Below are 21798 nucleotides of genomic sequence, written 5' to 3'. Positions count from 1 at the left end.
TAAAAGCAAAAGGCTGCCATGGCCTGCATGGCAGCCTTGCACTGACCCGGCAGGTCAGAATTGGTATTTCACACTGAGTTCGGCATTGCGCGGCTCCTGCCAGTAGAGCTGCAGGCCGTCCTCGGTGGGCGCGAAGTATTTCTTGTCCAGGGCGTTCTTGATGTTGAGCTGCGCCGACCAGTTGTCGTCCACCTGGTAGCGGGCCATCAGGTCCACGATCGCATAAGACTCCTGCTCCAGCTTCGGCACCCCCAGCGCCTTCGCCATGGACTGATGGACCCAGACCTTGCTCTGCCAGCGCACACCGCCGCCGACGGTCAGGGCATTCAGGGCACCAGGCAAGCGGTAGCTGGTGAAGGTGGTGAGTTGCCGGCGCGGAATCAGCGAGTTGACGTCATTGCCCTTGGCATCCCGTGCCTTGAACTGGCTGTAACCGGCATAGACCTGCCAGTTGTCCGTGATTTCGCCGGCGATCTCCGCCTCATAGCCCTTGCTGACCACCCCGTCGATGCTCTTGTAGGCCTGCCGGGTCGGATCGTCCGGGGCCTGGCCGATGGACTGCGCCACATTGTCCTGCTCCATCCGGTAGACGGACAGGCTGGCGCTCAGGCGGTCGTCGAAGAACATGCCCTTGAGGCCCGCCTCGTAGGTATTGCCCTCGATAGGCGCTAGCAACTTGTTGCCAATGTCCCGGTAGTTCTGCGGCTGGAAGATGCTGGTGTAGCTGGCATAGGCGGAAACCTGGCGGGTCAGGTCGAGCACCAGACCGACATAAGGCACCACTTCATCATTGGATTCGAAGCTGTTGGCGGATGTCTTGATATCGTCGACCTGATAGTCGATCAGGCGCCCGCCGACGATCAGCTTGAGCGGATCGGCCAACTCGATGCGGCTGGCCGCATAGAAGGCTTCCTGGGTGATCTCGTGCTTCTTGTTGTTGCGCCGGAACCAGTACTCCGGCTCTGCGACATGGCCGTTGAACTCGCGAAAACCGGGAATATCGTCGGGATGTATGCTGCCCGGCCGGCTATCCGCGGTGAAACGCTCCTTGGAGCGATCGTAACCGAACGCGACTTCATGGTTTCGACCGAGCAACTGGAAGCTTCCATCGACCTGCAGGTTGACATCGTTCTTGACGTTCTCGACGTAGTAGATGCCTGCATAGCCGGCAACGAAGGACTTGTAGACGAAGCCAGGGAACGCATAGTAGATGCCGGACTTGCCGCTCTCCGGGTCCACCGGATAGCTGTACAGCATGGCGATCTTTGCCTCCGACTCGCGCTCGCCACGGGTGTAGCGCGCCCGCGCCTTCCAGTTGTCGTTGAAGCGATGCTCGGCCTCGACGAACCAGTTGCTGTATTCGCTATTCCAGTATGTCCAGTCTGGCGAGACGCCCTGGCTGCGCTTGGTCTTCAGGGCAACGACTTCGCTGTAGTCGCCATTCATGGTCCAGGCTGGCAGCCCGCCCCATGTCGGGCCATTGGTGTCGTCCTTCTGCAGGGAATACCCGACGGAAAGCAGGGTGCTGTCGCCAATGTCCTGCTCCAGCGTGCCGTAGAACACATCCTTGCGGCTTTCCAGGTAGTCGACATGGCTGTCCTCCTGGTCATGGTCCAGCACCAATCGGCCACGCGTACCGCCACTCGGGCTGAGCGGCGCACTGACGTCTAGGCTGGCACCATAATGCGACCAGCTTCCCCCCTCCACCGATACGCTGCCCTTGAGCTCCTTGCTGTCCGCTCGCTTGCGCACCATGTTGATCACCGCGGACGGGTTGCCCACGCCGGTCATCAGGCCGTCGGAGCCGCGCAGCACTTCGACACGGTCATAGATCGACGTGCCGTTCAGGATCTCGCCGGCGCTCCACTGCTCGTCGATGGTCGTGGGCACCCCATCGATCAGGTAGTTCTCGATCTTGAAACCGCGGGAAAACATGCTGCCACGGTTGCTCTCGTAGCGGCTGATCGACAGCCCTGGCGTGTGCTCTACGACATCGATCAGGTTGTCGATCTTTTTGTCATCCAGCATCTGCCGGGTAATCACACTGACGGACTGCGGCGTCTCGCGCAGGGAGGCATTGAAGGGCAATGCCGTAGTGCCGGTGCTGCTACCGTAGCTGCCTGAATACTCGGTAGTCGCACTCTGTGTCCTCCTGGCGCTGACCGCCAGGTCGGGCAACTGGATTCCCTTCTCCCCCTGCGCCTGCTCAACCATCGACATCAACACATACACACCATTGCCCTGGGCGACCGCATGCAGGCGGGTATTGACCAGCAATTGCGCCAGTCCCTGCTCCACGCTGTAGCCACCCTTCAGACCAGGTGATACCAGGCCGTCGGTCAGGTCAGGGGAGAACTGCAGGGTAATCCCGGCTTCGGCGGCGAAGCGGGTCAGGGCCTGGCTCAGGCTCCCGGCCTGGATGCTGTAGCTGACCACTTCGCCAGCGGCCAGGGCGACACCCGGCAAGCCGGCCAATGGCGCGCCCAGGAGGCCGAGCAGCAGGGCCTGGCGGACCTGCCGGGACAGGGGATGGTGTTGACGTGTCATGGGCTGGCAATCCTTATTGGTGGTTGGATTTCCATGACAAGGACTGACGAGTCCGAAAAAGGTGACAGGAATTATTAGCGTTTGCGAAAAATAGTTGTCCGCTACGACCGGGAAGCAACATGCACCCAGTAGCGCGTGCGATAACTCACCTGCACCGGCAGGGTCGCGGGCAGGGCGGCGAGGATCGCGTCGGTACTGTCGAGCTGGAAAGTGCCGCTGATACGCAAGCCGGCCACCTGTGGGTCGTAGCGCAGCAGGCCCGGGCGGTAGCGATCGAGTTCGGCCAGGAACGCCGCCAGCGGCATCGACTCGACCGTCAGTTGCCCACGCTGCCAACCGATGGTCTGCTCGCTGGCCACCGACAGGCTTCCTCGCCCATCACGGCGAAACAGCCACTGCTCGCCCGCCGGAACCGTTCGCCCCTCGCCTACCTGTGGCTCGACCCGCACCGTGCCCTCGAACACCGCCAGGCGTGTTTCACCTGGCAACTGGCGCACGCCAAAGCGGGTGCCCAGCGCCTGCATACGCCCCTCGGCAGTCTGCACGCGCAGCGGTCGATGAACCGGATGACCACGGTCGGCACCGCTGGTAACGAGGATTTCCCCCCGGTGCAGTTGGATCAGCCGTTGCTCGTCATCGAAATGCAGGTCGACGGCGCTGTCGGTATTGAGCTCCAGCAAGCTGCCATCGACCAGTTCGATACGCCGCCGCTCACCGACAGCGGTGCGATGACCCGCCATCCACTGGTTCCAGGGCAAGTGCTGGTAGGACAGGTAACCGGCTGGCGCCAGCGCCGCGAGAATCAGCAGCTTCTTCAGCCCCTGGCGTCGCGCACGGTTGAAGCTGGCCATACCCACGGCGGGCGGCAGCACGCCCAGGCGCTCCTGCACACGGGTCACGCGCTGCCAGGCCTGTTCGTTCTCGGGCTTGGCGGAGCGCCATTTCTGGCAATCGGCATGGTCCTGCGAGTCGGCCTCGCCGCTGTGCAGCAGCATCATCCAGTGCGCCGCCTGGCGCGCGACATCGCGAGTAATCGGGTTCGGCTGGCCCTGCATGATCAATCCACGAACAGGATGCAGGCCTCGAAGGCACTGGCCATGTAGCGCTTGACCGTGCGCTCGCTGATGCCCTGCCGCTTGGCGATCTGTGCATAGGTCAGGCCCTCGAGCTGAGACAGCAGGAAGACTTCGCGCACCACGGGCTTGAGGCTGTCGAGCAAGGCATCCAGCTCGAACAGCGCCTCGCGTATGAGCAGTTGCTCCTCGGCAGAGATCGCATGGGCTTCCGGTAGCCGCGCCAGACTATCGAGGTAGGCCTGCTCCAAGGACTGACGGCGGAAGTGGTCATACACCAGGCGCCGACCGATGGTGGCGAGGTAGGCACGCGGCTCCTGCACGGGAGGCAGACTCCCCTCGCGGCGCTGCTGGCGGAGAATTCGCAGGAAGGCATCCTGGGCGACATCGGCCGCCTGGCTGCGGCAACCCAACCGGCGATAGAGCCAGTGGTTCAGCCAGCCATTGTGCTCACGGTATAGCTGGCCCAGCGGGTCACTGCCCATTGCACCGCCCTCTGCCTGTCGAAGTGCGCGAAGATAGCTGATAACCATTATCATATCAACGACCGATCGGCCGCATGCGCCAGGGTGCGTACTGGTGAATAATGCAGGCCCGTACAGCCGCCCCACACCGCATCTGGAGCCCCCATGTCCACACCTGGCGACATCCGGCGCAGTGACTATCACTACCGCCAGCCCATCACCACACGCTGGCAGGACAACGACCTCCACGGCCACGTCAGCAACGCCGCCTACTACGGCTTCTTCGACAGCGCGGTGAACACGTACCTGATCGAGCACGGCGGCCTGGACATCCATGACGGCGAGGTCGTGGCGTTCATGGTCAGTTCGTCCTGCGACTATTTTTCCTCGCTGTCCTTCCCGGATGTCGTCGACGTGGCCCTGCGCGTCAGCAAGCTCGCCAGCAGCTCGGTGGAATACGAACTGGCGGTGTTCCGCAGCACGGAAGAAACCCCTGCCGCCCTTGGCCGCTTCGTGCACGTCTTCGTCGACCGCACGAGCAACCAGCCGGCGACCATACCGCCCAGGTTGCGCCAGGCACTGGAAAACATCCGCTCACAGCAGGAACCGCCGTCCGGCGTGGCGGGCTGAACTCCCGCTTTATTGCCCACTCTCAATATCCGGATACGTCCGGAGAAACGAACATGCGAAAAAGCATCCTGACCCTGCTGGTCCTGGCCGGCGCTCCGCTGGCCACGGTCCAGGCCGATGGCCTGCTGCGCGACATCCTGTCGTCGGGCGCCACCACCGGCTCCACCTACCTGACCTTCAAGGACAACAAGCAAGTCGTCGCCACCCGTGAAGACGCCAGTACCTTCGTCGCCAGCGGCGGAGCCATTCGCGGCCCTTACCTGGAGGCACGACTGCGCCAGTTGCGCGACGAGCACCCGCACCTGCAGGCCACCGATCTGGAACTGGCCAGCGCCCTGCTGGGCCAATCGCAATAACCCACTCGAACGAGAGGAGGCAATCCCATGAAGAAAAGCGCATCCGCCGTCTGGAGCGGTGGCCTGAAAGAGGGCAAGGGCACTATCAGCACCGAAAGCGGCGCCCTGCAGGACAACCCCTACGGCTTCAACACCCGCTTCGAAGACCAGCCGGGTACCAATCCCGAGGAACTGATCGGCGCGGCCCATGCGGGCTGTTTCACCATGGCGATTTCCGGACAACTGGGAAAAGCCGGATTTACCGCCGAACGCCTGCAAACCCGGGCAGTCGTGACACTGGACAAGGATGACGGCGGCTTCACCATCACGAAGGTGCAACTGAGCCTGGAAGCCCGCATCCCCGGCATCGACGATGCGCAGTTCCAGCGCATCGCCGCAGATGCCAAGACCGGCTGCCCGGTCTCACGGCTGCTCAATGCCGAGATCAGCCTGGACGCTCGTCTGCTCGCCTGAACGAACGACGCCGAACCTCATTGCGAGGTTCGGCGTCGACACACAGCGGATCGCGAACAGGTTCTCAGCCACGAATGGCGTAGATGTCCTTCTCGTTGCTTTCCGCGTAGTCATACAGACGCTTCAGGTAAGCCTTCTGCTGCGTCCAGACCTTCTTCGCCACTGGATCGGCGTTGGCGGACGCTTCCACCACTTCCGTCGCGACCTCCTTGAGGCGCACCAGCACTTCGTCAGGCAGGCGACGCACATCGACGCCTTCGGACTTGAGCTGTTCCATGGCTTCCATGTTCTTGGCGTTGTAGTCGTCGAGCATGTCGCCATTCACGGCACGCGCGGCTGCACGCACGATGGCCTGCAGATCAGGCGGCAGGGTTTCCCAGGCCTTGAGGTTGATGTCCAGCTCGAACTGCACGCTCGGCTCCTGCCAGCCCGGGGTGTAGTAGTACTTGGCAGCCTTGTGCAGGCCCAGCGCCAGGTCGTTGTAGGCACCGATCCACTCGGTGGCGTCGATGGCGCCGGTCTGCAATGCGGTGAAGATCTCACCGGCCGGCATGTTGACCACGGTCCCGCCCATCTTGGTCAGCACTTCGCCGCCCAGACCCGGTGTCCGCATCTTCAGGCCACGGAAGTCATCGACCGACCTGATTTCCTTGTTGAACCAGCCAGCGGTCTGCACGCCGGTGTTGCCGCAGGCCAGCGGCAGGATGCCGAACGGCTTGTAGGCCTCTTCCCACAACTGGATGCCGCCGCCATGGTGCAGCCAGGCATTCATCTCCGCCGCATTGGGGCCGAAGGGCAGTGCACAGAAGAATTGCGCCGCCGGCACCTTGCCCTTCCAGTAATAGGGCGCACCGTGGCCCAGTTCCGCCGTACCGCGCGAGACCGCGTCGAACACTTCCAGCGGCGGCACCAGCTCACCACCGGCATAGACCTTGACCGTCAGGCGCCCGCCGCTCATCTCGTTGACCAGCTTGGCGAAGTTCTCGGCGCCGACGCCAACGCCAGGGAAGTTCTTCGGCCAGGAGGTGACCATCTTCCAGTGGAATTTCTGCTGTTCCGCAGCCGTTCCCCCAGCGGCGGCCTGATCCTTTTCCTTGCAACCAACCAGCGCGGTTGCAGCCAGGCCTACGCCTGCTGCGGCAATAATATGACGACGTTTCATGTGCTGTTGTCCTTGTTATTGTTCATTCGGCGGGCGCTGCGCAAGGCAGACACGCAGCTTCTTTTTCAGTGATCGCGGGGTGGCAACCTCACGCCTCTGGAGCACGACAACCGACCGTTCGGCGATAACCAACCCACTATGACCGGCTCATCTACATTAGAGACTCGAGCCTCTCAAGCCTAGTTCACGAAACTAAAGTCGTAAGCCAATTGCTGTACGGCCAACGGTCTGCCTAGAATCGACCGTTTGCCGATTCAACCCGAACCAATAACAAAGGACTGCCAGATGTCCACGAAAGCCCCGCCCTTGCTGCGCATCGCCAGCGCCATCGATTGTATCAACGCCCGCTTCGGACAGCTCTGCTCATGGTTCACGGTCTTTCTCGTGCTCGGCACGGCGGTCGTCGTCCTGCTGCGCTACGGCCTGAACATCGGTGCCATCGCCCTGCAGGAAAGCGTGATGTACGCCCACGCGCTGGTCTTCATGGGGGCCGCCGCCTGGACCCTGCAACGTGGTGGTCATGTGCGCGTGGACATCTTCTACCAGAAGTTTTCGCCGCGTCGGCAAGCCGTCGTCGAGCTGCTTGGACACCTGTTCTTCCTGCTGCCGGTGTGCCTGTTCCTGGCCTGGAACAGCTGGGACTACGTCGCCAATTCCTGGTCCACCCTGGAAGGCTCGAACGAATCGGGCGGGCTGAAGTTCGTCTACCTGCAAAAAAGCATCATCCTGATCCTGGTCTTCGGACTGGCCGCCCAGGCCCTGTCCGACCTGATCAAGATCGCCTACCAGTTCAGCGGCCGCCTGCCGTTCCCGGAGGTACAACATGGCTGAAGTCATGGCGGTACTGTTGTTCGTCAGCATCTGCCTGGCGCTGATGGGCGGCTACCCGGTGGCCTTTACGCTGGGCGGGATGTCACTGCTGTTCGCCGGGGTCGGTATCCTCACCGGCACCTTCGATGGTGGCTACCTGCATGCCCTGCCGAATCGCCTGTTCGGCATCATGAACAACCAGACCATGCTGGCGGTGCCGCTGTTCGTGTTCATGGGCGTGATGCTGGAAAAATCACGGGTCGCGGAAGACCTGCTGGAATCAATGGCACGCCTGTTCGGCGGTATACGTGGAGGCCTGGCGATATCGGTGTGCCTGGTCGGTGCGCTGCTCGCCGCCAGTACCGGCATCGTCGGCGCGACCGTGGTAACCATGGGGCTGCTGGCCCTGCCGACCATGCTGCGCCGAGGCTACGACCCAGCCGTCTCCACTGGAACTCTGGCGGCTACAGGCACCCTCGGCCAGATCATCCCACCGTCAATCGTGCTGGTACTGCTGGGTGACGTGATGTCCAGCGCCTACCAACAAGCTCAACTGCGCATGGGCGTGTTTTCACCCAAGACCGTCTCGGTCGGCGACTTGTTCATGGGTGCACTCATACCCGGCCTGCTGCTGATCCTGTTGTACGTCACCTACCTGATCGCCGTGGCCTTCCTGCAGCCGAAGAAACTGCCCGTGGTGCCCAAGGAAGAACTGGGCGAGGTTCAATGGGGCAAGCTGCTCGGTGCGTTGCTGCCGCCACTGCTGCTGATCGTCGCGGTACTCGGATCGATCCTCGCCGGCTTTGCCACGCCCACCGAAGCCGCCGCCATCGGCGCGGTCGGTGCGACATTGCTGGCCCTGACGCGTGGACAACTGACCCTGCCACAACTGCGCGACGTCGCCAACGGCACCACCTCGATCACCTGCATGGTGTTCCTGATCCTGATCGGCGCCTCGCTGTTCTCCCTGGTCTTCCGTGGCTTCGGCGGCGAACACCTGATCGAGGAAGTCTTCCAGCAGTTGCCGGGCGGCGTGCTGGGTGCCTTCTTCCTGGTGATGCTGGTGATCTTCCTGCTGGGCTTCATCCTCGACTTCATCGAGATCATCTTCGTCGTGGTTCCTATCGTCGGCCCCGTATTGCTGGTCATGGGACTGGACCCGATCTGGCTGGGGGTAATGATCGCACTCAACCTGCAAACGTCTTTCCTCACTCCGCCCCTGGGCTTCTCACTGTTCTATCTGCGAGGTGTCACACCCCGCACGGTGTCAACCATCACCATGTACAAGGGCGTGATCCCCTTCATCGGTATCCAGATCTCCATGCTGGTGATCGCCTACTTCTGGCCCAGCCTGATCACTTGGCTGCCAGAGCAGGTCTATGGCCGGTAGCATGTGAGCGAACACCTGCAACGCTTCCAGGCCCTCGATGCTTTCCTGCTGGAACATCAGGGCCTGTGGCGCCCAAAGCCCTTCACGAACCTGCGCTTACCCTGGGAACAGGAACACCCTGAACTGGCGAAGCAGTTGCGCCAGCTCAGCCTGGAAGATGCCGAGCGGAGCGAACTCCAGGAAGCACTGCCCGCGCCGTTCCCCGAACTGGCGCAGCAGGCGCAACGGCTGTCCCGGCTCCAGCCCCTGCCCGACCAGCCGCTCCCACCGGTCACAGCCCGTGCCAGCGCGCATGTCCCTGGGCGCAAGTGGCAACAGATACAGGCCTTTTCCAGCTCGTTGCGGTTCACCCGCAAGCCCGGACACTGGCTGGACTGGTGCTCCGGCAAAGGGCATCTGGGGCGGCTACTGGCCCTGGATGGCACGCCCCTGACCTGCCTGGAATGGGATGCGGCGCTGGTCGAGGAAGGGCGCCAGCTCAGTCAGCGGGCGGGTATCCGGGCAGAGCATCGTCAGCAGGATGTCATGGCAGAGGTCCACGATGGCCTGCACGCCTCGTACACACCCGTCGCCCTGCACGCCTGTGGCGATCTGCACGTCCGGCTATTGCAGGTCGCCATCGCAGAGGGATGCACTCAACTGGCGCTGGCACCTTGCTGCTACAACCGCATCGCCAGCGACCAGTACCAGCCCCTGTCACAAGCAGGACAGCGCTCGAGGCTGCACCTGAGCAAGGACGACCTGGGGCTGCCGCTGAGCGAAACCGTCACCGCAGGCGCCCGCGAACGTCGCCAGCGCGACCAGTCGATGGCCTGGCGACTGGGCTTCGACCTGTACCAGCGCCTGGCGCGCCAGAGCGACGACTACCTGCCAACGCCATCACTGCCCAGCGCCTGGCTGCACAAACCGTTCGAGCGCTATGTCCGCGACCTGGCGCAATTGAAGGCACTGCCCGAACCCACGCCACAGGATTGGCAGTCACTGGAGCAGGCCGGCTGGGAGCGACTGGCCCAGGTGCGTAACCTCGAACGGTTGCGCAACCTGTTCCGGCGTCCGCTGGAACTCTGGCTGGCACTCGATCGCGTCCTGCTGCTGGAGGAACACGGCTACCGGACCCGCCTGGGCACCTTCTGTACCGACAGTCTGACCCCACGCAACCTGCTGCTGCTCGCAGAGCGCTGATCCTGCCCGCTCAATCGCGGTAGATATCCGCCCGGCTCCAGGGCAGCTCCAGCGAGTCATCGGCCCGTGGTTTGCCAGCAAGAATCTGATGCAGGTTGACCCAGCCACGGCTGAAGCCATAGGCGCAGCCTGCCAGATAGACACGCCAGATACGCAACGCACGCTCAGGCACCAGGCGGCGAGCCTCCTCCAGACGCTCGTCCAGGCGCTGGCTCCACAGTGACAGCGTACGGGCGTAATGCGGGCGCAGGCTTTCCACATCCACCACTTCCAGCCCCGACTCACTGATGTCCGCACAGATATTCACCAGATGCGGCAGCTCGCCATGGGGAAACACGAAGCGCCCGATAAAGGCTCCCGCCCCATGCCCCACCGGTCGACCATCCAGGTGCCGCGCGGTGATGCCATGGTTGAGCACCAGCCCGCCCGGGCGCACGGCGCCGTACAACCGCTGGCAATACAACGGCAGGTTGGCATGGCCGACATGCTCGAACATGCCGACGCTGACCACTTTGTCGAACCGCTCGTCCTGCGGCAGATCACGATAGTCGAGCAGTTCCAGCCGAACACGGTCCTGCAACCCCGCGTCGATCACCCGTTGCCGCCCCAGCGTCAACTGCGCCTGGCTAAGGGTGATACCGAAGACCTCGACACCGAACTCCCGCGCAGCAAAACGCGCCAGCCCGCCCCAACCGCAACCGACATCCAGCAACCGCTCGCCAGGTTTGAGGCGCAGCTTGCGGCACAGGTGGCGCAACTTGGCCTGCTGCGCCTGTTCCAGCGACTCCCGGCCGCTCTCGAAATAGGCACAGGAATAGACCATCTCCGGGTCGAGCCAGAGCCGGTAGAAATCGTTGGAAAGGTCGTAGTGGTAGGAAATCGCTTCGGCATCCGTGGCACGGTCGTGCGCGGAAGAACCCGGCGTGCCACGCATGTCGTCGCCCAGCGCCCGGGTCAGGCGATCGCCCACCCGCATGACCTCTTCGAGCGGACCGTCCAGATCCAGCCGCCCCTCGACATAAGCGGCCCCCAAACGATCGAGGCTGGGATGCTGCAACTCATCCAGCAATACCGGGTCATGCAGCGTCAGGGTCACCGTGGGCGAGGCAGAAAGGTCGAAGCTGCGCCCGTCCCACAGGCGCAAACGCAGTGGCAAGCCAACTGCGCGCAACATCGGAAGCAGTGCCGCCAACATGGGCCGATCTCCTTTGTCCCTGACAAGAAAAAGGTAGACCAGATAAGCGAATTGTCAGCCTATCGCGGCAATTGCCTTCCGATAGGCTGACTGACGGCGGAGTTACTCAGGACTCAGAAGTCGTATCGTACTTTCGCAGCGAAGGTATCGGCATCGAAACCGCTCTTGCCGGTATGGTCGTAGCTCACGCCCAGCGTCATCGCCCCCAGGTGGTAAGCGAGCCCCGCCGACGCTTCATAGCTGTTGCGCACCGGGCTCGCGCCACTGGTGACGAACGGTGTGCCGCCGACCAGGAAGGTCGATGTACTGCGGCTGCTGTCCGCCGCGAAGTCGTGGTACGCCATCAAACGCAGTTGAGGCTCCAGACGACCCTGTGCCAGCGGATAATCGGCCGCAACCCTGAAACCGGCACCGAGCTCGGCAACCTCATAGCGTTGGCTATCGACCTGCAATGCGGCAGAGGAACCCTTTTCACGGTAGCCATCGATATCGACCTGACTATAGCGAGCGGCCAGGCGCGGTTCGAGCACCACGCGCTCGCTCATGCGATAGGCATAACCGCCAACAAGGCTCATGCCCAGCGACTGGCTGTCGTAGTCAGACTTGGCGAGAGTGCCCGCGATCTGACGCCGGCCCTGGTTATCGTTCAGTCCATAGGTGAGCGCGGCATCGGCAAACCAGGGCCCCTGTTCGAAACCACCATAGAGCGAGAACGTATGGCTTTCGATTTCGGTACGGCTGCTGCTATTGCTGCCATTGACGTCCGTGTCGATGTAGCCATAGGCCAGGCCGAGTGTCAGTCGATCGTCCAGCTTGCCATCGGCACCGATGGCGATGCCCCGGCTATAGGCGTTGTAACCGGCGATACCATCACGGCGTCCCTGGTCGCTCTCGCCATACAGCGCTTGTGTCCAGACACCCGAGCGGCTGAGTCCATCACCAGACGAAAGCCCCCGGCGCAAACTGGCGGTACGGTTACCGGCGGCAGTATTGATGGCCTGAAGGCCTCTTTGCGCAGCATCACGGACAGCGGCCTGGGTATCCGGGGCCAGTTCGGCAGCCAGCCTGGCGAGCCTGGCCTGGTCGGCATTCGCGAACGCCTGGAACAGCACCGGATCGCTCTGCTCCAGTTGGCCCAACACGCCCCCGAAGGATTTGAGGGCATTGCCGGCATTCACGGAGCCACCATTGCCAGCCACGATATCCTCGATCTCGGTCCCACTGCGCAGTGAAACCGTGGCCGTCACCTGATCGTTTTCGCTGCCATAGGTGTCGACCCGCAGCAGCGCCGAACTGCTGACCACGCTCAGGCCCTGGTCATCCAGAGTCCCTGCCTTGGCCAGAATGTACTGACTGCCCGAGGGGCTGAAGTCCTCGCCCTGGGCCGCCAGTCGGATGAGGGAACCTTCATCGAATTCCAGGGTGCCGGACACTTCCAGCACGGCCCTGTTGGTGTCGGTGGCATTGCTCAGGGTCATGCCGAGAGACGAGAGACCCGCCAGGTTCAGGTTGCCGTCGATAAGGGTATGGGCCTGCTCGAGTTCCAGGTGGCCGACAACGCCAGCATAGCTATCACCGATATCGATCCATCCGCCATCCTTGATACGGATGTTGGCGCCAGCTTGCGTGCTGTCGGTGCCCGAGAAAGCCACATCACCCATGATATTGATACTGACCAGATCGATCAGGTTGCCTTCGATACGGCCACTGTTCCAATCGAGGTAGATACGCTCGCCATTTTCAAGATAGCTGGCATCGATGGCGTTGGCCTGGGAGATGATATCGCCGTTGTTTTCGATCACCAGGGAAGCATTGTCTCTCCCCAGCCCGTTCGGATCGAAAGCGATCGCATCATCGACTGACTGGATCAGGCCATTGTTGAGAATACCTGGGCCTTCTCCGGTAAAGATTACGCCATCGACCAGAATAGCGATGGACTCCTCATCATGACCGATGATGCTGCCGTTATTAACCAACTGTTTGAGTCTCGTGGGTCCAAGCCACTCAAGCGAGCCACTGTTCTGGAAACCTTGATAAAGATCGATAGCGAAGCCATCACCCACCACCTCAATGGTACCGTCATTTATCAGGCGCCCCTCCAACGCTGCACCCTGCAGACTTATACCGTTACTATTCAAGCCTACAGCCCGGATCGTAGCCCCGGCCTCGTTAAGGATATCCCCGCCGATGGCGCTATCACGTATGTGGACAGCAGAAACCGTGTCGGCAATCGGATCGTCCAAACCCTGAGCCTCGATAAGACCAGAATTGATCAGGCTACCGACCAGATAGGTATCACGGCGGATATCCAAAGCACTGACGTTTAACCCAGTGATACCGATGCTGCCTTGATTATGCAGATTGCCCGCTATGGTGCTGTTCTGGATGGACAGGACACCGCTCGATCCGCTGCCCTGGACCGTCAGATTACCCTGGTTGACCAGGCTGCCCTGGATACCCACCTGCTCGATCTTCAACGCTTGGCTGCCATTACCCTGAACCGAAATATCGCCCTTGTTCAGCAGATCACCACCCACACTGCTGAGCACGGTGTTATCGCCAAATACCTCCTCGAAAACGACCCCATTGCCTGCGGCATTCTCGATCGCGGCATCCAGGACCAACTCTTGTGCGACGGATACATTGGTGAGGCGCACCGCGTCGGAGGCACTGCCATTGAAAGCACCCACGATCTCCAGGCTGTCGGTATACGCCAAGTTTTCCGACAACAGGCCGCTGTCAGTCAGTTGAACGGTCTGCGCCAGAGCAGGTAATGCCGTTCCGGTAACAGCGAGGGCGAGCAGGGTCTTGCGAAAACCAGAGGGGATCATCGAGCCTTCCTTGAATGACAGTAATTGGCCGCATGAACGGCAGCCGAGAGATGATAAAGAAGGAGTGTCTTTTTGCCAGAACTCAATCGACAGATATTCTCATTTCCCGACAATCCCTACGTGAACCTTGACCGGTATCAAAGACTCGTCAGCACGCAGACACGCCCCAAAAACGAAGAAACCCGGGCAAGCCCGGGTTTCTTGTGCACTGGCAGCGAATCAGCCGTTCTGGCGGATACCGGCAACCAGCCAGGGCTGGTTCTCGCCTTGCAGGCGCTCCATGCGCCAGCTTTCGCTGAAGGCTTCGCCCTGATCGAAGCGGGAGTTCTTCGACACACCGGAGAAGGTCAGGGTGGCAACCGTCTTGTCCGGGTTGTCGTCGACGCCTTCAAGCTGGATTTCCAGGCCATCGATATAGGTGGACTGGTAGCCGTCGCCCAGTTCGGCCCGCTCACGCTTGAGGAAGTCGAACATCTGCGGGGTGACGAACTCGGCGATCTTGTCCATCTCGTTGGCATCCCAGTGCTGTTGCAGGGACAGGAAGTGCTCACGGGCCGCCGAAACGAAGCTCTGCTCGTTGAACCAGGCCGGGGCGTTGATCGCCGGCGCGGCACTGGCGACAGGTGCTGCGCTGCCACCGAAGATCGACACTTGCGGTGCAGCTTCGCGTTGCAGCGGCGCATGACCGGCAACGACGGGTTGCTGCTGGCGACGACGTGCCGCCAGGAAGCGGAAGAGCAGGAAGGCGATACCGCCGAAAATCAGGATATCCATGAACTGGATACCTTCGAAACCTTCGCCCATGAACATCGAGGCCAGCAGGCCACCGGCGGCAAGGCCTGCCAGCGGGCCCAGCCAGCGGGATGCACCGCCCGCAGCGGCGGCACCGGCGGCGGCAGGCGCAGCGGCTTTGCTGGCATTGGTCGGTTGCGCCTGGCGCGTCTGGTGGCTCGGGGCAGAGCCGAAGCTCTTGCCACCGCCCATGCGGCGGGCTTCGGCGTCGATGCTGAACGTCAGGCCGACGCACAGGGAGAGGGCCATGAAAAGGCTGAGCACACGTTGCATTTGGAGTATTCCGCTTGTTTTAGTGGATGTACGCGCGCCATGTTGCCCAGCGCAGGCCTATCGCGCCACTGCTAAATGTTTCGGGTTATTCCGAAGAGTAGCGCGCCTTGGGCGTCGCCATCGGCAGCGGGCCATCGCCGATCGGACGGAACTCACCCTTGGCGGCGTCGTAGGCTTTGATTTCGCAGCTTTCGATATCGTAGACCCAGCCATGGATGAACAACTGTCCGCTGGCCAGGCGCGCGGCCACGGAAGGATGGGTGCGCAGGTGGTCGAGCTGCGCCAGGACGTTTTCCTCGGTGAGGATACCCAGGGTGTTGTGGTCGGCACAGCCGCAGTTTTCCGCGACCACGGTCTTGGCCACTTCGGAATGGCGCAGCCAGGCCTTGACCGTCGGCATGCTCTCCAGCTCCACCGGGTTGAGCACGGCCTTCATCGCGCCACAGTCCGAGTGGCCGCAAACGATGATGTGATGCACGCCGAGGGCCATCACGGCGAATTCGATGGCCGTCGAGACGCCGCCGTTCATCTGCCCGTAGGGCGGTACCACGTTGCCGACGTTGCGGGTCACGAAAAGGTCGCCGGGCGAGCTGTTCGTGATCAGTTCGGGGATGATGCGCGAGTCGGCGCACGTGATGAACATGGCACGCGGGGTCTGCTCATGGGCGAGCTTCTTGAACAGTTCGCGTTGCGCCGGAAAGACATCTTCGCGGAAGCGTTTCACACCCGTGACGATATGCTGGAGGGCGACATCGGCACTTTCCGTCTGGCTGTTTTTCTTGCTCATTCTGCTGTTCTCGTCAGGTCTGGTTCACGCACGCTTAGATGGACAGCGTAAGGCGCCGATGGGTCACAGTTTTTTTTCAGCGGTCGGCGAGTTCATCGAGCAACCAGGCGGCCAACCGTTCGGCACGTGGATCGCTGTGCCGGGCCGGTACCCACAGCGCGAGCCGCGCACGGCTGTCGACGAAGCCCCAGGGCGCCTCCAGCCGTCCGGAGGCCAGGTCGTCCGCCACCAGTTGCCGAGGCGCGATGGCGACCCCAAGTCCCGCCACCGCGGCTTCCAGCAAATAGTAGAGGTGCTCGAACCCCTGGCCGAAACGCAGGTTATCCGGTGCCAGGCCAACCCGCGCCGCCCATTGCGGCCAGGCCTGTGGCCGCGAGCCGGTATGCAGCAGCGCTTCGTTCAGCAGCGCATCAGGCGCGGTATCGCACAAACGCGGGTAATTGGCATAGCGAGGGCTCAGCACCGGACCGATGGACTCGCTGGCCAGCTCGTAGACGCGCACCTCCGGTGGCCAGGGTGGCTCCGCGAACAGCAGGGTGGCATGGGCACCGGAGGTCAGCGGCTGCAACTCCCCCTGGCTGCTGGACAACTGCAGGCGCAAGTCCGGCAGGTCGCGGTTGATCCGGCTCAGGCGTGGGATCAGCCAGCGCGCCAGCAGGCTGCCAGGGCAATCGAGGACGAAGGGCGCATCCAGTGGCTGATGCCGCAGTTCACCACAGACCGCCTGCAAGCGCTGGAAACTGTCGCCGGCCACGTCGCGCAGGCGCAGCCCGGCATCCGTGAGTTTTACGCCGCGCCCGTCACGCACCAGCAGGGCCACGCCCAGTTCTTCCTCGAGCAATCGCACCTGCCGGCTGATCGCACCGTGGGTCACATGCAGCTCTTCGCCAGCCTTGCCGATGCTGAGCAGGCGGGCAGCAGCCTCAAAGGCACGCAAGGCATTCAGGGAGGGCAGATCACGGCTCATGGAATAAGTGAGATTTCCTGACAGGTCACGGCAATCTAATCGCTTTTCCCCCTGGTCGCCAGCGGTAGAATGGCGACACCGCGCTGCCACCAGCGCCACCGGATTGCAAGGAACCCACCATGACCACACTGCGCAACGGCCCCGACACCACCGGCCTGTTCGGCTCGTTCGGCGGCCAGTACGTCGCCGAGACACTGATGCCGCTGATCCTCGACCTGGCCGCCGAATACGAGAAGGCCAAGGACGACCCTGCCTTCCTCGAAGATCTGGCGTATTTCCAGCGCGACTACGTCGGCCGCCCCAGCCCGCTGTATTTCGCCGAGCGCCTGACCGAACACTGCGGTGGCGCGAAGATCTACCTCAAGCGCGAAGAGCTGAACCACACCGGCGCGCACAAGATCAACAACTGCATCGGCCAGATCCTGCTGGCCCGGCGCATGGGCAAGAAACGCATCATCGCCGAGACCGGCGCCGGCATGCACGGCGTGGCCACCGCCACCGTGGCCGCGCGCTTCGGCCTGCAATGCGTGATCTACATGGGCACCACCGATATCGACCGCCAGCAGGCCAACGTCTTCCGCATGAAGCTGCTGGGCGCCGAGGTGATCCCGGTCACCGCCGGTACCGGCACACTGAAAGATGCGATGAACGAAGCCCTGCGCGACTGGGTGACCAACGTCGACAGCACCTTCTACCTGATCGGCACCGTCGCCGGCCCGCACCCGTACCCGGCCATGGTGCGCGACTTCCAGGCGGTGATCGGCAAGGAAACCCGCGAGCAGTTGCAGGAGAAGGAAGGCCGCCTGCCGGATTCCCTGGTCGCCTGCATCGGCGGTGGCTCCAATGCCATGGGCCTGTTCCACCCGTTCCTCGACGAGACGAGCGTGAGGATCGTCGGCGTGGAAGCCGCCGGCCACGGCATCGAAACCGGCAAGCATGCCGCCAGCCTCAACGGCGGCGTACCCGGCGTGCTGCACGGCAACCGCACCTTCCTGTTGCAGGACGAGGACGGGCAGATCATCGACGCCCACTCGATCTCGGCCGGCCTCGACTACCCCGGCATCGGCCCGGAACACGCCTGGCTGCATGACATCGGCCGTGTCGAGTACACCTCGATCACCGATAACGAAGCCCTCGCCGCCTTCCACCAGTGCTGCCGCCTGGAAGGCATCATCCCCGCGCTGGAGTCTTCCCACGCGCTGGCCGAGGTCTTCAAACGCGCCCCGACGCTACCGAAGGACCACATTATGGTGGTCAACCTGTCCGGCCGTGGCGACAAGGACATGCAGACCGTGATGCACCACCTCGACCTGTCCAAGGCGGAGACCAACTGATGAGCCGTTTGCAGAGCCGCTTCGACGAACTGAAGCAACAGAACCGCGCCGCCCTGGTGACCTTCATCACCGCTGGCGATCCGAACTACGACGCCTCCCTGAGCATCCTCAAGGGCTTGCCCGCGGCGGGTGCCGACGTGATCGAGCTGGGCATGCCGTTCACCGACCCGATGGCCGACGGCCCGGCGATCCAACTGGCCAATATCCGCGCCCTCGGCAACGGCCAGAACCTGGTGAAAACCCTGCAGATGGTGCGCGAGTTCCGCCAGGACGAGCAGACCACACCGATCGTGCTGATGGGCTACTTCAATCCGATCCACAAGTACGGCGTGGCGCGCTTCGTCGCCGACGCGAAAGCCGCTGGCGTGGATGGCCTGATCGTCGTCGACCTGCCGCCGGAACATAACGCCGACCTGTGCGAGCCCGCCCAGGCCGCTGGCATCGACTTTATCCGCCTGACCACACCGACCACCGACGATGCGCGCCTGCCCAAGGTGCTGGCGAACAGTTCGGGCTTCGTCTACTACGTCTCGGTGGCCGGCGTTACCGGTTCCGGCAGCGCCACGCTGGAGCATGTGGAACAGGCGGTGGCACGCCTGCGCCGCCACACCGGGCTGCCGGTCAGCATCGGCTTCGGTATCCGCACCCCGGAACACGCAGCGACCATCGCCCGTTTGGCCGATGGCGTGGTGGTGGGCTCGGCGCTGATCGACCAGATCGCCAAGGCGGGCAACGACCAGCAAGCCATCGACGGCGTGCTCGGCCTGTGCGCAGAACTGGCTAACGGCGTGCGCAACGCACGCTGAGAACGGCAGCGCTCGCGGTAAGCCTCAAGTCACAGAGCTCGAGGCCTACCGCAGCCATCATGTTGCCTGTGTAGGGTGCGCCGCGCGCACCTGGACAGAAGCACTGCGCACCCTACAACGTCACGTTGCGCACGCCCCAACGCATTACTGGAACAGCACCACCGTCTTCTGCAACGTGATCCACATGCCCCAGAGCATCGGGATCCCCACCAGCAACCAGGTGAGGATCACCAGTGGCCGGCTCGCAGGGTTAGCCGTCCACTCCAGTTCGGCACAGGCGGGAACTGTCTTTTCGCCTTGCGAACGCAACTCGGCCAGTTCCGCCTCGCCCATGAAATGCTTCGCCGCCACCGGGCGCACCAGGGCATTGCAGATGAATCCCAGCACCAGCAATCCGGCCAGGATATAGAGGGTGATGTCGTAGGCCGCGGCCTTCTCCACACCGATTGCCAACTGGTACTCACGCAGGTAGTTGACCAGCACCGGGCCGAGCACACCGGCCACCGCCCAGGCGGTCAGCAGCCGCCCATGGATGGCGCCGACCATCTGCGTACCGAACAGGTCCGCCAGGTAGGCCGGCACCGTGGCGAAACCACCGCCGTACATCGACAGGATGATGCAGAACGCCAGTACGAACAGCGCCAGGCTGCCCCACTGGCCGAGCAAGGGCACGGCGGCATACAGGGCGAAGCCCAGGCCGAAGAAGACGAAATAGGTGGCCTTGCGACCGATGATGTCCGAGCAGGAGGCCCAGAAGAACCGCCCGCCGATGTTGAACAGGCTGAGCAACCCGGTAAAACCGGCGGCGATCACCGCGATCTCGGCCAGTTGCGCCTTGTCGAGTTGGTTGAAGGACAGTTCGAGGCCGATCAGGCGCCCGGCGAACACTTCCTGCAACAGCGGCGAGGCCATGCCGATGATGCCGATACCCGCCGACACGTTCAGGCACAGCACTGCCCAGATCAGCCAGAACTGCGGGGTTTTCCAGGCCGTGTTCACATGCACGTGGCCGCGGGTGATCATCGCATTGTCGGCCTTGGCCTGGGGCACCACCCAGCCTTCTGGCTTCCAGCCAACCGGTGGCACGCGGTAGCCCAGGGCGCCGCCAATCATGAACACCAGGTAGATCAGCGCCATCACCACGAAGCTCTGCCAGACGCCAACGCTCTGCGCCGTGGAGAAATGCTCCATCAGCAACGCCGCCAGGGGCGCACCGACCATCGCCCCGCCGCCAAAGCCCATGATCGCCATGCCGGTGGCCATGCCGCGCTTGTCCGGGAACCACTTGATCAACGTAGAGACCGGCGAGATATAACCCAGCCCCAGACCGATACCGCCGATCACCCCGGAGCCAAGCCAGAGCAGCCACAACTGGTGCAGATGGATGCCCAGTGCCGAGATCAGCAGGCCGCCGCACCAGCACAGCGTGGACACCAGGCCGGCCTTGCGCGGCCCGACCCGCTCCACCCAGCCACCCCAGGCCGCCGCCGAGCAACCGAGGAAGACGAAGAACAGTGTGTAGATCCAGCCGAGCATGGAGATCGGCCAATCGCACTGGCTGGAGAACAGTTGCTCGAAGAAACCGATTTCGGGCGCACAGGCGACCGCCTTGTCGATGCCGATGGCCTGGGACAGCGGAATCCAGAACACCGAAAAGCCATAGGCCATGCCGATGCACAGGTGGATGGCCAGTGCTGCCGGCGGCACCAGCCAGCGGTTGAAGCCAGGTTTGGCGGTGATCCGCTCTTTCGACAGGAAAGCGGGCTTCACAGCACAATCTTCCAACACACGTGAATCAGGCATGACGCTGTCTCATCTGTATGGCTTGGCGGTCGCCAGAAAAGGGCGCAGATAATGTCGGCCCTTGGCTTGCAACGCAAGGTGCGGCCTTTGCACAAGCGCCATACCTGCCCTGCCGCCACGCGCCAAAGCGGCAAGCCAGCGCCTCGAGCCTGTAGACTGCGGTCGCTTCTACTCACAAACGGACTGCCACCATGCCCCGCTGTTTCTGGTGTACCGACGACCCTCTGTATATCGCCTACCATGACCACGAGTGGGGCGTGCCCTTGCGCGAGCCACGGGCGCTGTTCGAACTGTTGCTGCTGGAAGGCTTCCAGGCGGGTTTGTCCTGGATCACCATCCTGAAGAAGCGCGAACGCTACCGGCAGGTGCTGTGGAACTTCGACCCGGAACGTCTGGCGCGCATGAGCGACGACGAGATCGAAGAGCGGATGCAGGACCCCGGCATCATCCGCAACCGGCTCAAGCTCAAGGCGGCCCGGCAGAATGCCCGTGCCTGGCTGGCTCAGGATGACCCAGCCGCCCTGCTGTGGTCGTTCGTCGGCGGCAGCCCTGTCATCAACCACTGGCAGGGACGCGGCGAGATCCCCGTCACCACGGCGCAGGCCGAAGCCATGAGCAAGGCCTTGAAGAAAGCCGGCTTCACCTTCGTCGGCCCGACCATCTGCTACGCCTTCATGCAGGCCAGCGGCATGGTGATGGACCACACCACCGACTGCGACCGCTATCCTGGGCTCGGCCCGTCCTCCCATCGGGATACCAGATAACCACCCTCTCCCCAGCCCTCTCCCGCAAGCGGGAGAGGGGGCAGAAGCCATGGAAATCCGTGTGATCTGCTCATATGAGCAAGCACCACGGTCTTCATACGATTGCCCTGGTCACCCCACAGGGGTTAACGCCCCAGCCGACCGGCTGGTTACAATGCACCTTTTTCGGGTCCGGAAAC

Annotated in this window: 19 protein-coding genes; 9 read left to right on the top strand and 10 right to left on the bottom strand. The window is 62.8% G+C overall.

Annotated features, from left to right (window positions below):
- Positions 1-54: 54 nt before the first annotated feature.
- The 3 genes from HW090_RS11010 to HW090_RS11000 all read right to left on the bottom strand — a co-directional run bounded on the left by HW090_RS11010 (position 55) and on the right by HW090_RS11000 (position 4105).
- Positions 55-2547, bottom strand: a complete 2493-nt coding sequence (locus tag HW090_RS11010; RefSeq protein ID WP_179113572.1) for a TonB-dependent receptor — start codon at positions 2545-2547, stop codon at positions 55-57.
- A 101-nt stretch (positions 2548-2648) separates the two neighbouring features.
- Positions 2649-3602, bottom strand: a complete 954-nt coding sequence (locus tag HW090_RS11005) for a FecR domain-containing protein (RefSeq protein ID WP_179113571.1) — start codon at positions 3600-3602, stop codon at positions 2649-2651.
- A 2-nt stretch (positions 3603-3604) separates the two neighbouring features.
- Positions 3605-4105 (bottom strand): sigma-70 family RNA polymerase sigma factor, encoded by a 501-nt coding sequence (locus tag HW090_RS11000; RefSeq protein WP_179113570.1) that lies wholly within the window; start codon positions 4103-4105, stop codon positions 3605-3607.
- Between the two features lie 144 nt (positions 4106-4249).
- On the opposite strand from HW090_RS11000, the gene HW090_RS10995 reads away from it, so the two are divergent.
- The 3 genes from HW090_RS10995 to HW090_RS10985 are packed head-to-tail and all read left to right on the top strand — an operon-like array spanning position 4250 to position 5523.
- Entirely contained in the window at positions 4250-4714 is a 465-nt protein-coding gene (locus HW090_RS10995; protein ID WP_179113569.1) for a thioesterase family protein, read from the top strand.
- A gap of 53 nt (positions 4715-4767) precedes the next feature.
- Positions 4768-5070, top strand: coding sequence for a DUF2388 domain-containing protein (locus tag HW090_RS10990; protein WP_179113568.1), 303 nt, complete (start codon positions 4768-4770; stop codon positions 5068-5070).
- Between the two features lie 27 nt (positions 5071-5097).
- The gene (locus HW090_RS10985) at positions 5098-5523 is read left to right on the top strand and encodes an OsmC family protein (protein WP_179113567.1); all 426 of its coding nucleotides are present in this window, start codon (positions 5098-5100) and stop codon (positions 5521-5523) included.
- A 64-nt stretch (positions 5524-5587) separates the two neighbouring features.
- Here the strand turns inward: HW090_RS10985 and HW090_RS10980 are convergent, their stop codons facing one another.
- Positions 5588-6685: a TRAP transporter substrate-binding protein gene (locus HW090_RS10980; protein WP_179113566.1), complete on the bottom strand. Its 1098-nt coding sequence runs from the start codon at positions 6683-6685 to the stop codon at positions 5588-5590.
- A gap of 285 nt (positions 6686-6970) precedes the next feature.
- On the opposite strand from HW090_RS10980, the gene HW090_RS10975 reads away from it, so the two are divergent.
- The 3 genes from HW090_RS10975 to HW090_RS10965 are packed head-to-tail and all read left to right on the top strand — an operon-like array spanning position 6971 to position 10067.
- Positions 6971-7516, top strand: a complete 546-nt coding sequence (locus HW090_RS10975) for a TRAP transporter small permease subunit (RefSeq protein WP_179113565.1) — start codon at positions 6971-6973, stop codon at positions 7514-7516.
- Positions 7509-8885 carry a TRAP transporter large permease subunit gene (locus HW090_RS10970; RefSeq protein ID WP_179113564.1) on the top strand — a complete coding sequence of 459 codons (1377 nt, stop codon included), beginning with the start codon at positions 7509-7511 and terminating at the stop codon, positions 8883-8885. The genes HW090_RS10975 and HW090_RS10970 overlap by 8 nt, the downstream gene beginning before the upstream one ends.
- 3 nt (positions 8886-8888) lie before the next feature.
- Entirely contained in the window at positions 8889-10067 is a 1179-nt protein-coding gene (locus HW090_RS10965; protein ID WP_179113563.1) for a methyltransferase, read from the top strand.
- Positions 10068-10077: 10 nt separating this feature from the next.
- Here HW090_RS10965 and cfaB read toward each other — a convergent pair whose 3' ends face one another.
- From cfaB to HW090_RS10940, 5 genes are all read right to left on the bottom strand, one after another.
- Positions 10078-11262, bottom strand: a complete 1185-nt coding sequence (gene cfaB / locus HW090_RS10960; protein ID WP_179113562.1) for a C17 cyclopropane fatty acid synthase CfaB — start codon at positions 11260-11262, stop codon at positions 10078-10080.
- Positions 11263-11375: 113 nt separating this feature from the next.
- Entirely contained in the window at positions 11376-14093 is a 2718-nt protein-coding gene (locus HW090_RS10955; RefSeq protein ID WP_179113561.1) for an autotransporter outer membrane beta-barrel domain-containing protein, read from the bottom strand.
- Positions 14094-14312: 219 nt separating this feature from the next.
- Complete coding sequence (locus HW090_RS10950) at positions 14313-15158, bottom strand: Tim44 domain-containing protein (RefSeq protein WP_179113560.1); 846 nt, start codon at positions 15156-15158, stop codon at positions 14313-14315.
- A gap of 85 nt (positions 15159-15243) precedes the next feature.
- On the bottom strand, positions 15244-15945 hold the full coding sequence (locus tag HW090_RS10945; RefSeq protein WP_179113559.1) for a carbonic anhydrase: 702 nt from the start codon (positions 15943-15945) through the stop codon (positions 15244-15246).
- Between the two features lie 76 nt (positions 15946-16021).
- Positions 16022-16912 carry a LysR family transcriptional regulator gene (locus HW090_RS10940; RefSeq protein WP_179113558.1) on the bottom strand — a complete coding sequence of 297 codons (891 nt, stop codon included), beginning with the start codon at positions 16910-16912 and terminating at the stop codon, positions 16022-16024.
- 119 nt (positions 16913-17031) lie between these two features.
- Between HW090_RS10940 and trpB the strand changes: the two genes are divergently transcribed.
- Positions 17032-18246, top strand: coding sequence for a tryptophan synthase subunit beta (gene trpB / locus HW090_RS10935; protein WP_179113557.1), 1215 nt, complete (start codon positions 17032-17034; stop codon positions 18244-18246).
- Positions 18246-19052: a tryptophan synthase subunit alpha gene (trpA, locus tag HW090_RS10930; protein WP_179113556.1), complete on the top strand. Its 807-nt coding sequence runs from the start codon at positions 18246-18248 to the stop codon at positions 19050-19052. Before trpB ends, trpA begins: the two co-directional genes overlap by 1 nt.
- 144 nt (positions 19053-19196) lie before the next feature.
- Here the strand turns inward: trpA and HW090_RS10925 are convergent, their stop codons facing one another.
- Positions 19197-20855 (bottom strand): OFA family MFS transporter, encoded by a 1659-nt coding sequence (locus HW090_RS10925; RefSeq protein WP_179113555.1) that lies wholly within the window; start codon positions 20853-20855, stop codon positions 19197-19199.
- 191 nt (positions 20856-21046) lie between these two features.
- Here HW090_RS10925 and HW090_RS10920 point away from each other — a divergent pair, with 191 nt between their 5' ends.
- Positions 21047-21619 (top strand): DNA-3-methyladenine glycosylase I, encoded by a 573-nt coding sequence (locus tag HW090_RS10920; RefSeq protein ID WP_179113554.1) that lies wholly within the window; start codon positions 21047-21049, stop codon positions 21617-21619.
- Positions 21620-21798 lie beyond the last annotated feature (179 nt).

The organism is Pseudomonas sp. ABC1 (assembly GCF_013395055.1).
In the GTDB taxonomy this organism is placed as follows: domain Bacteria; phylum Pseudomonadota; class Gammaproteobacteria; order Pseudomonadales; family Pseudomonadaceae; genus Stutzerimonas.
Note: the sequence above shows the minus strand (reverse complement) of the source record. Positions and strands in the feature narration are given on the sequence as shown.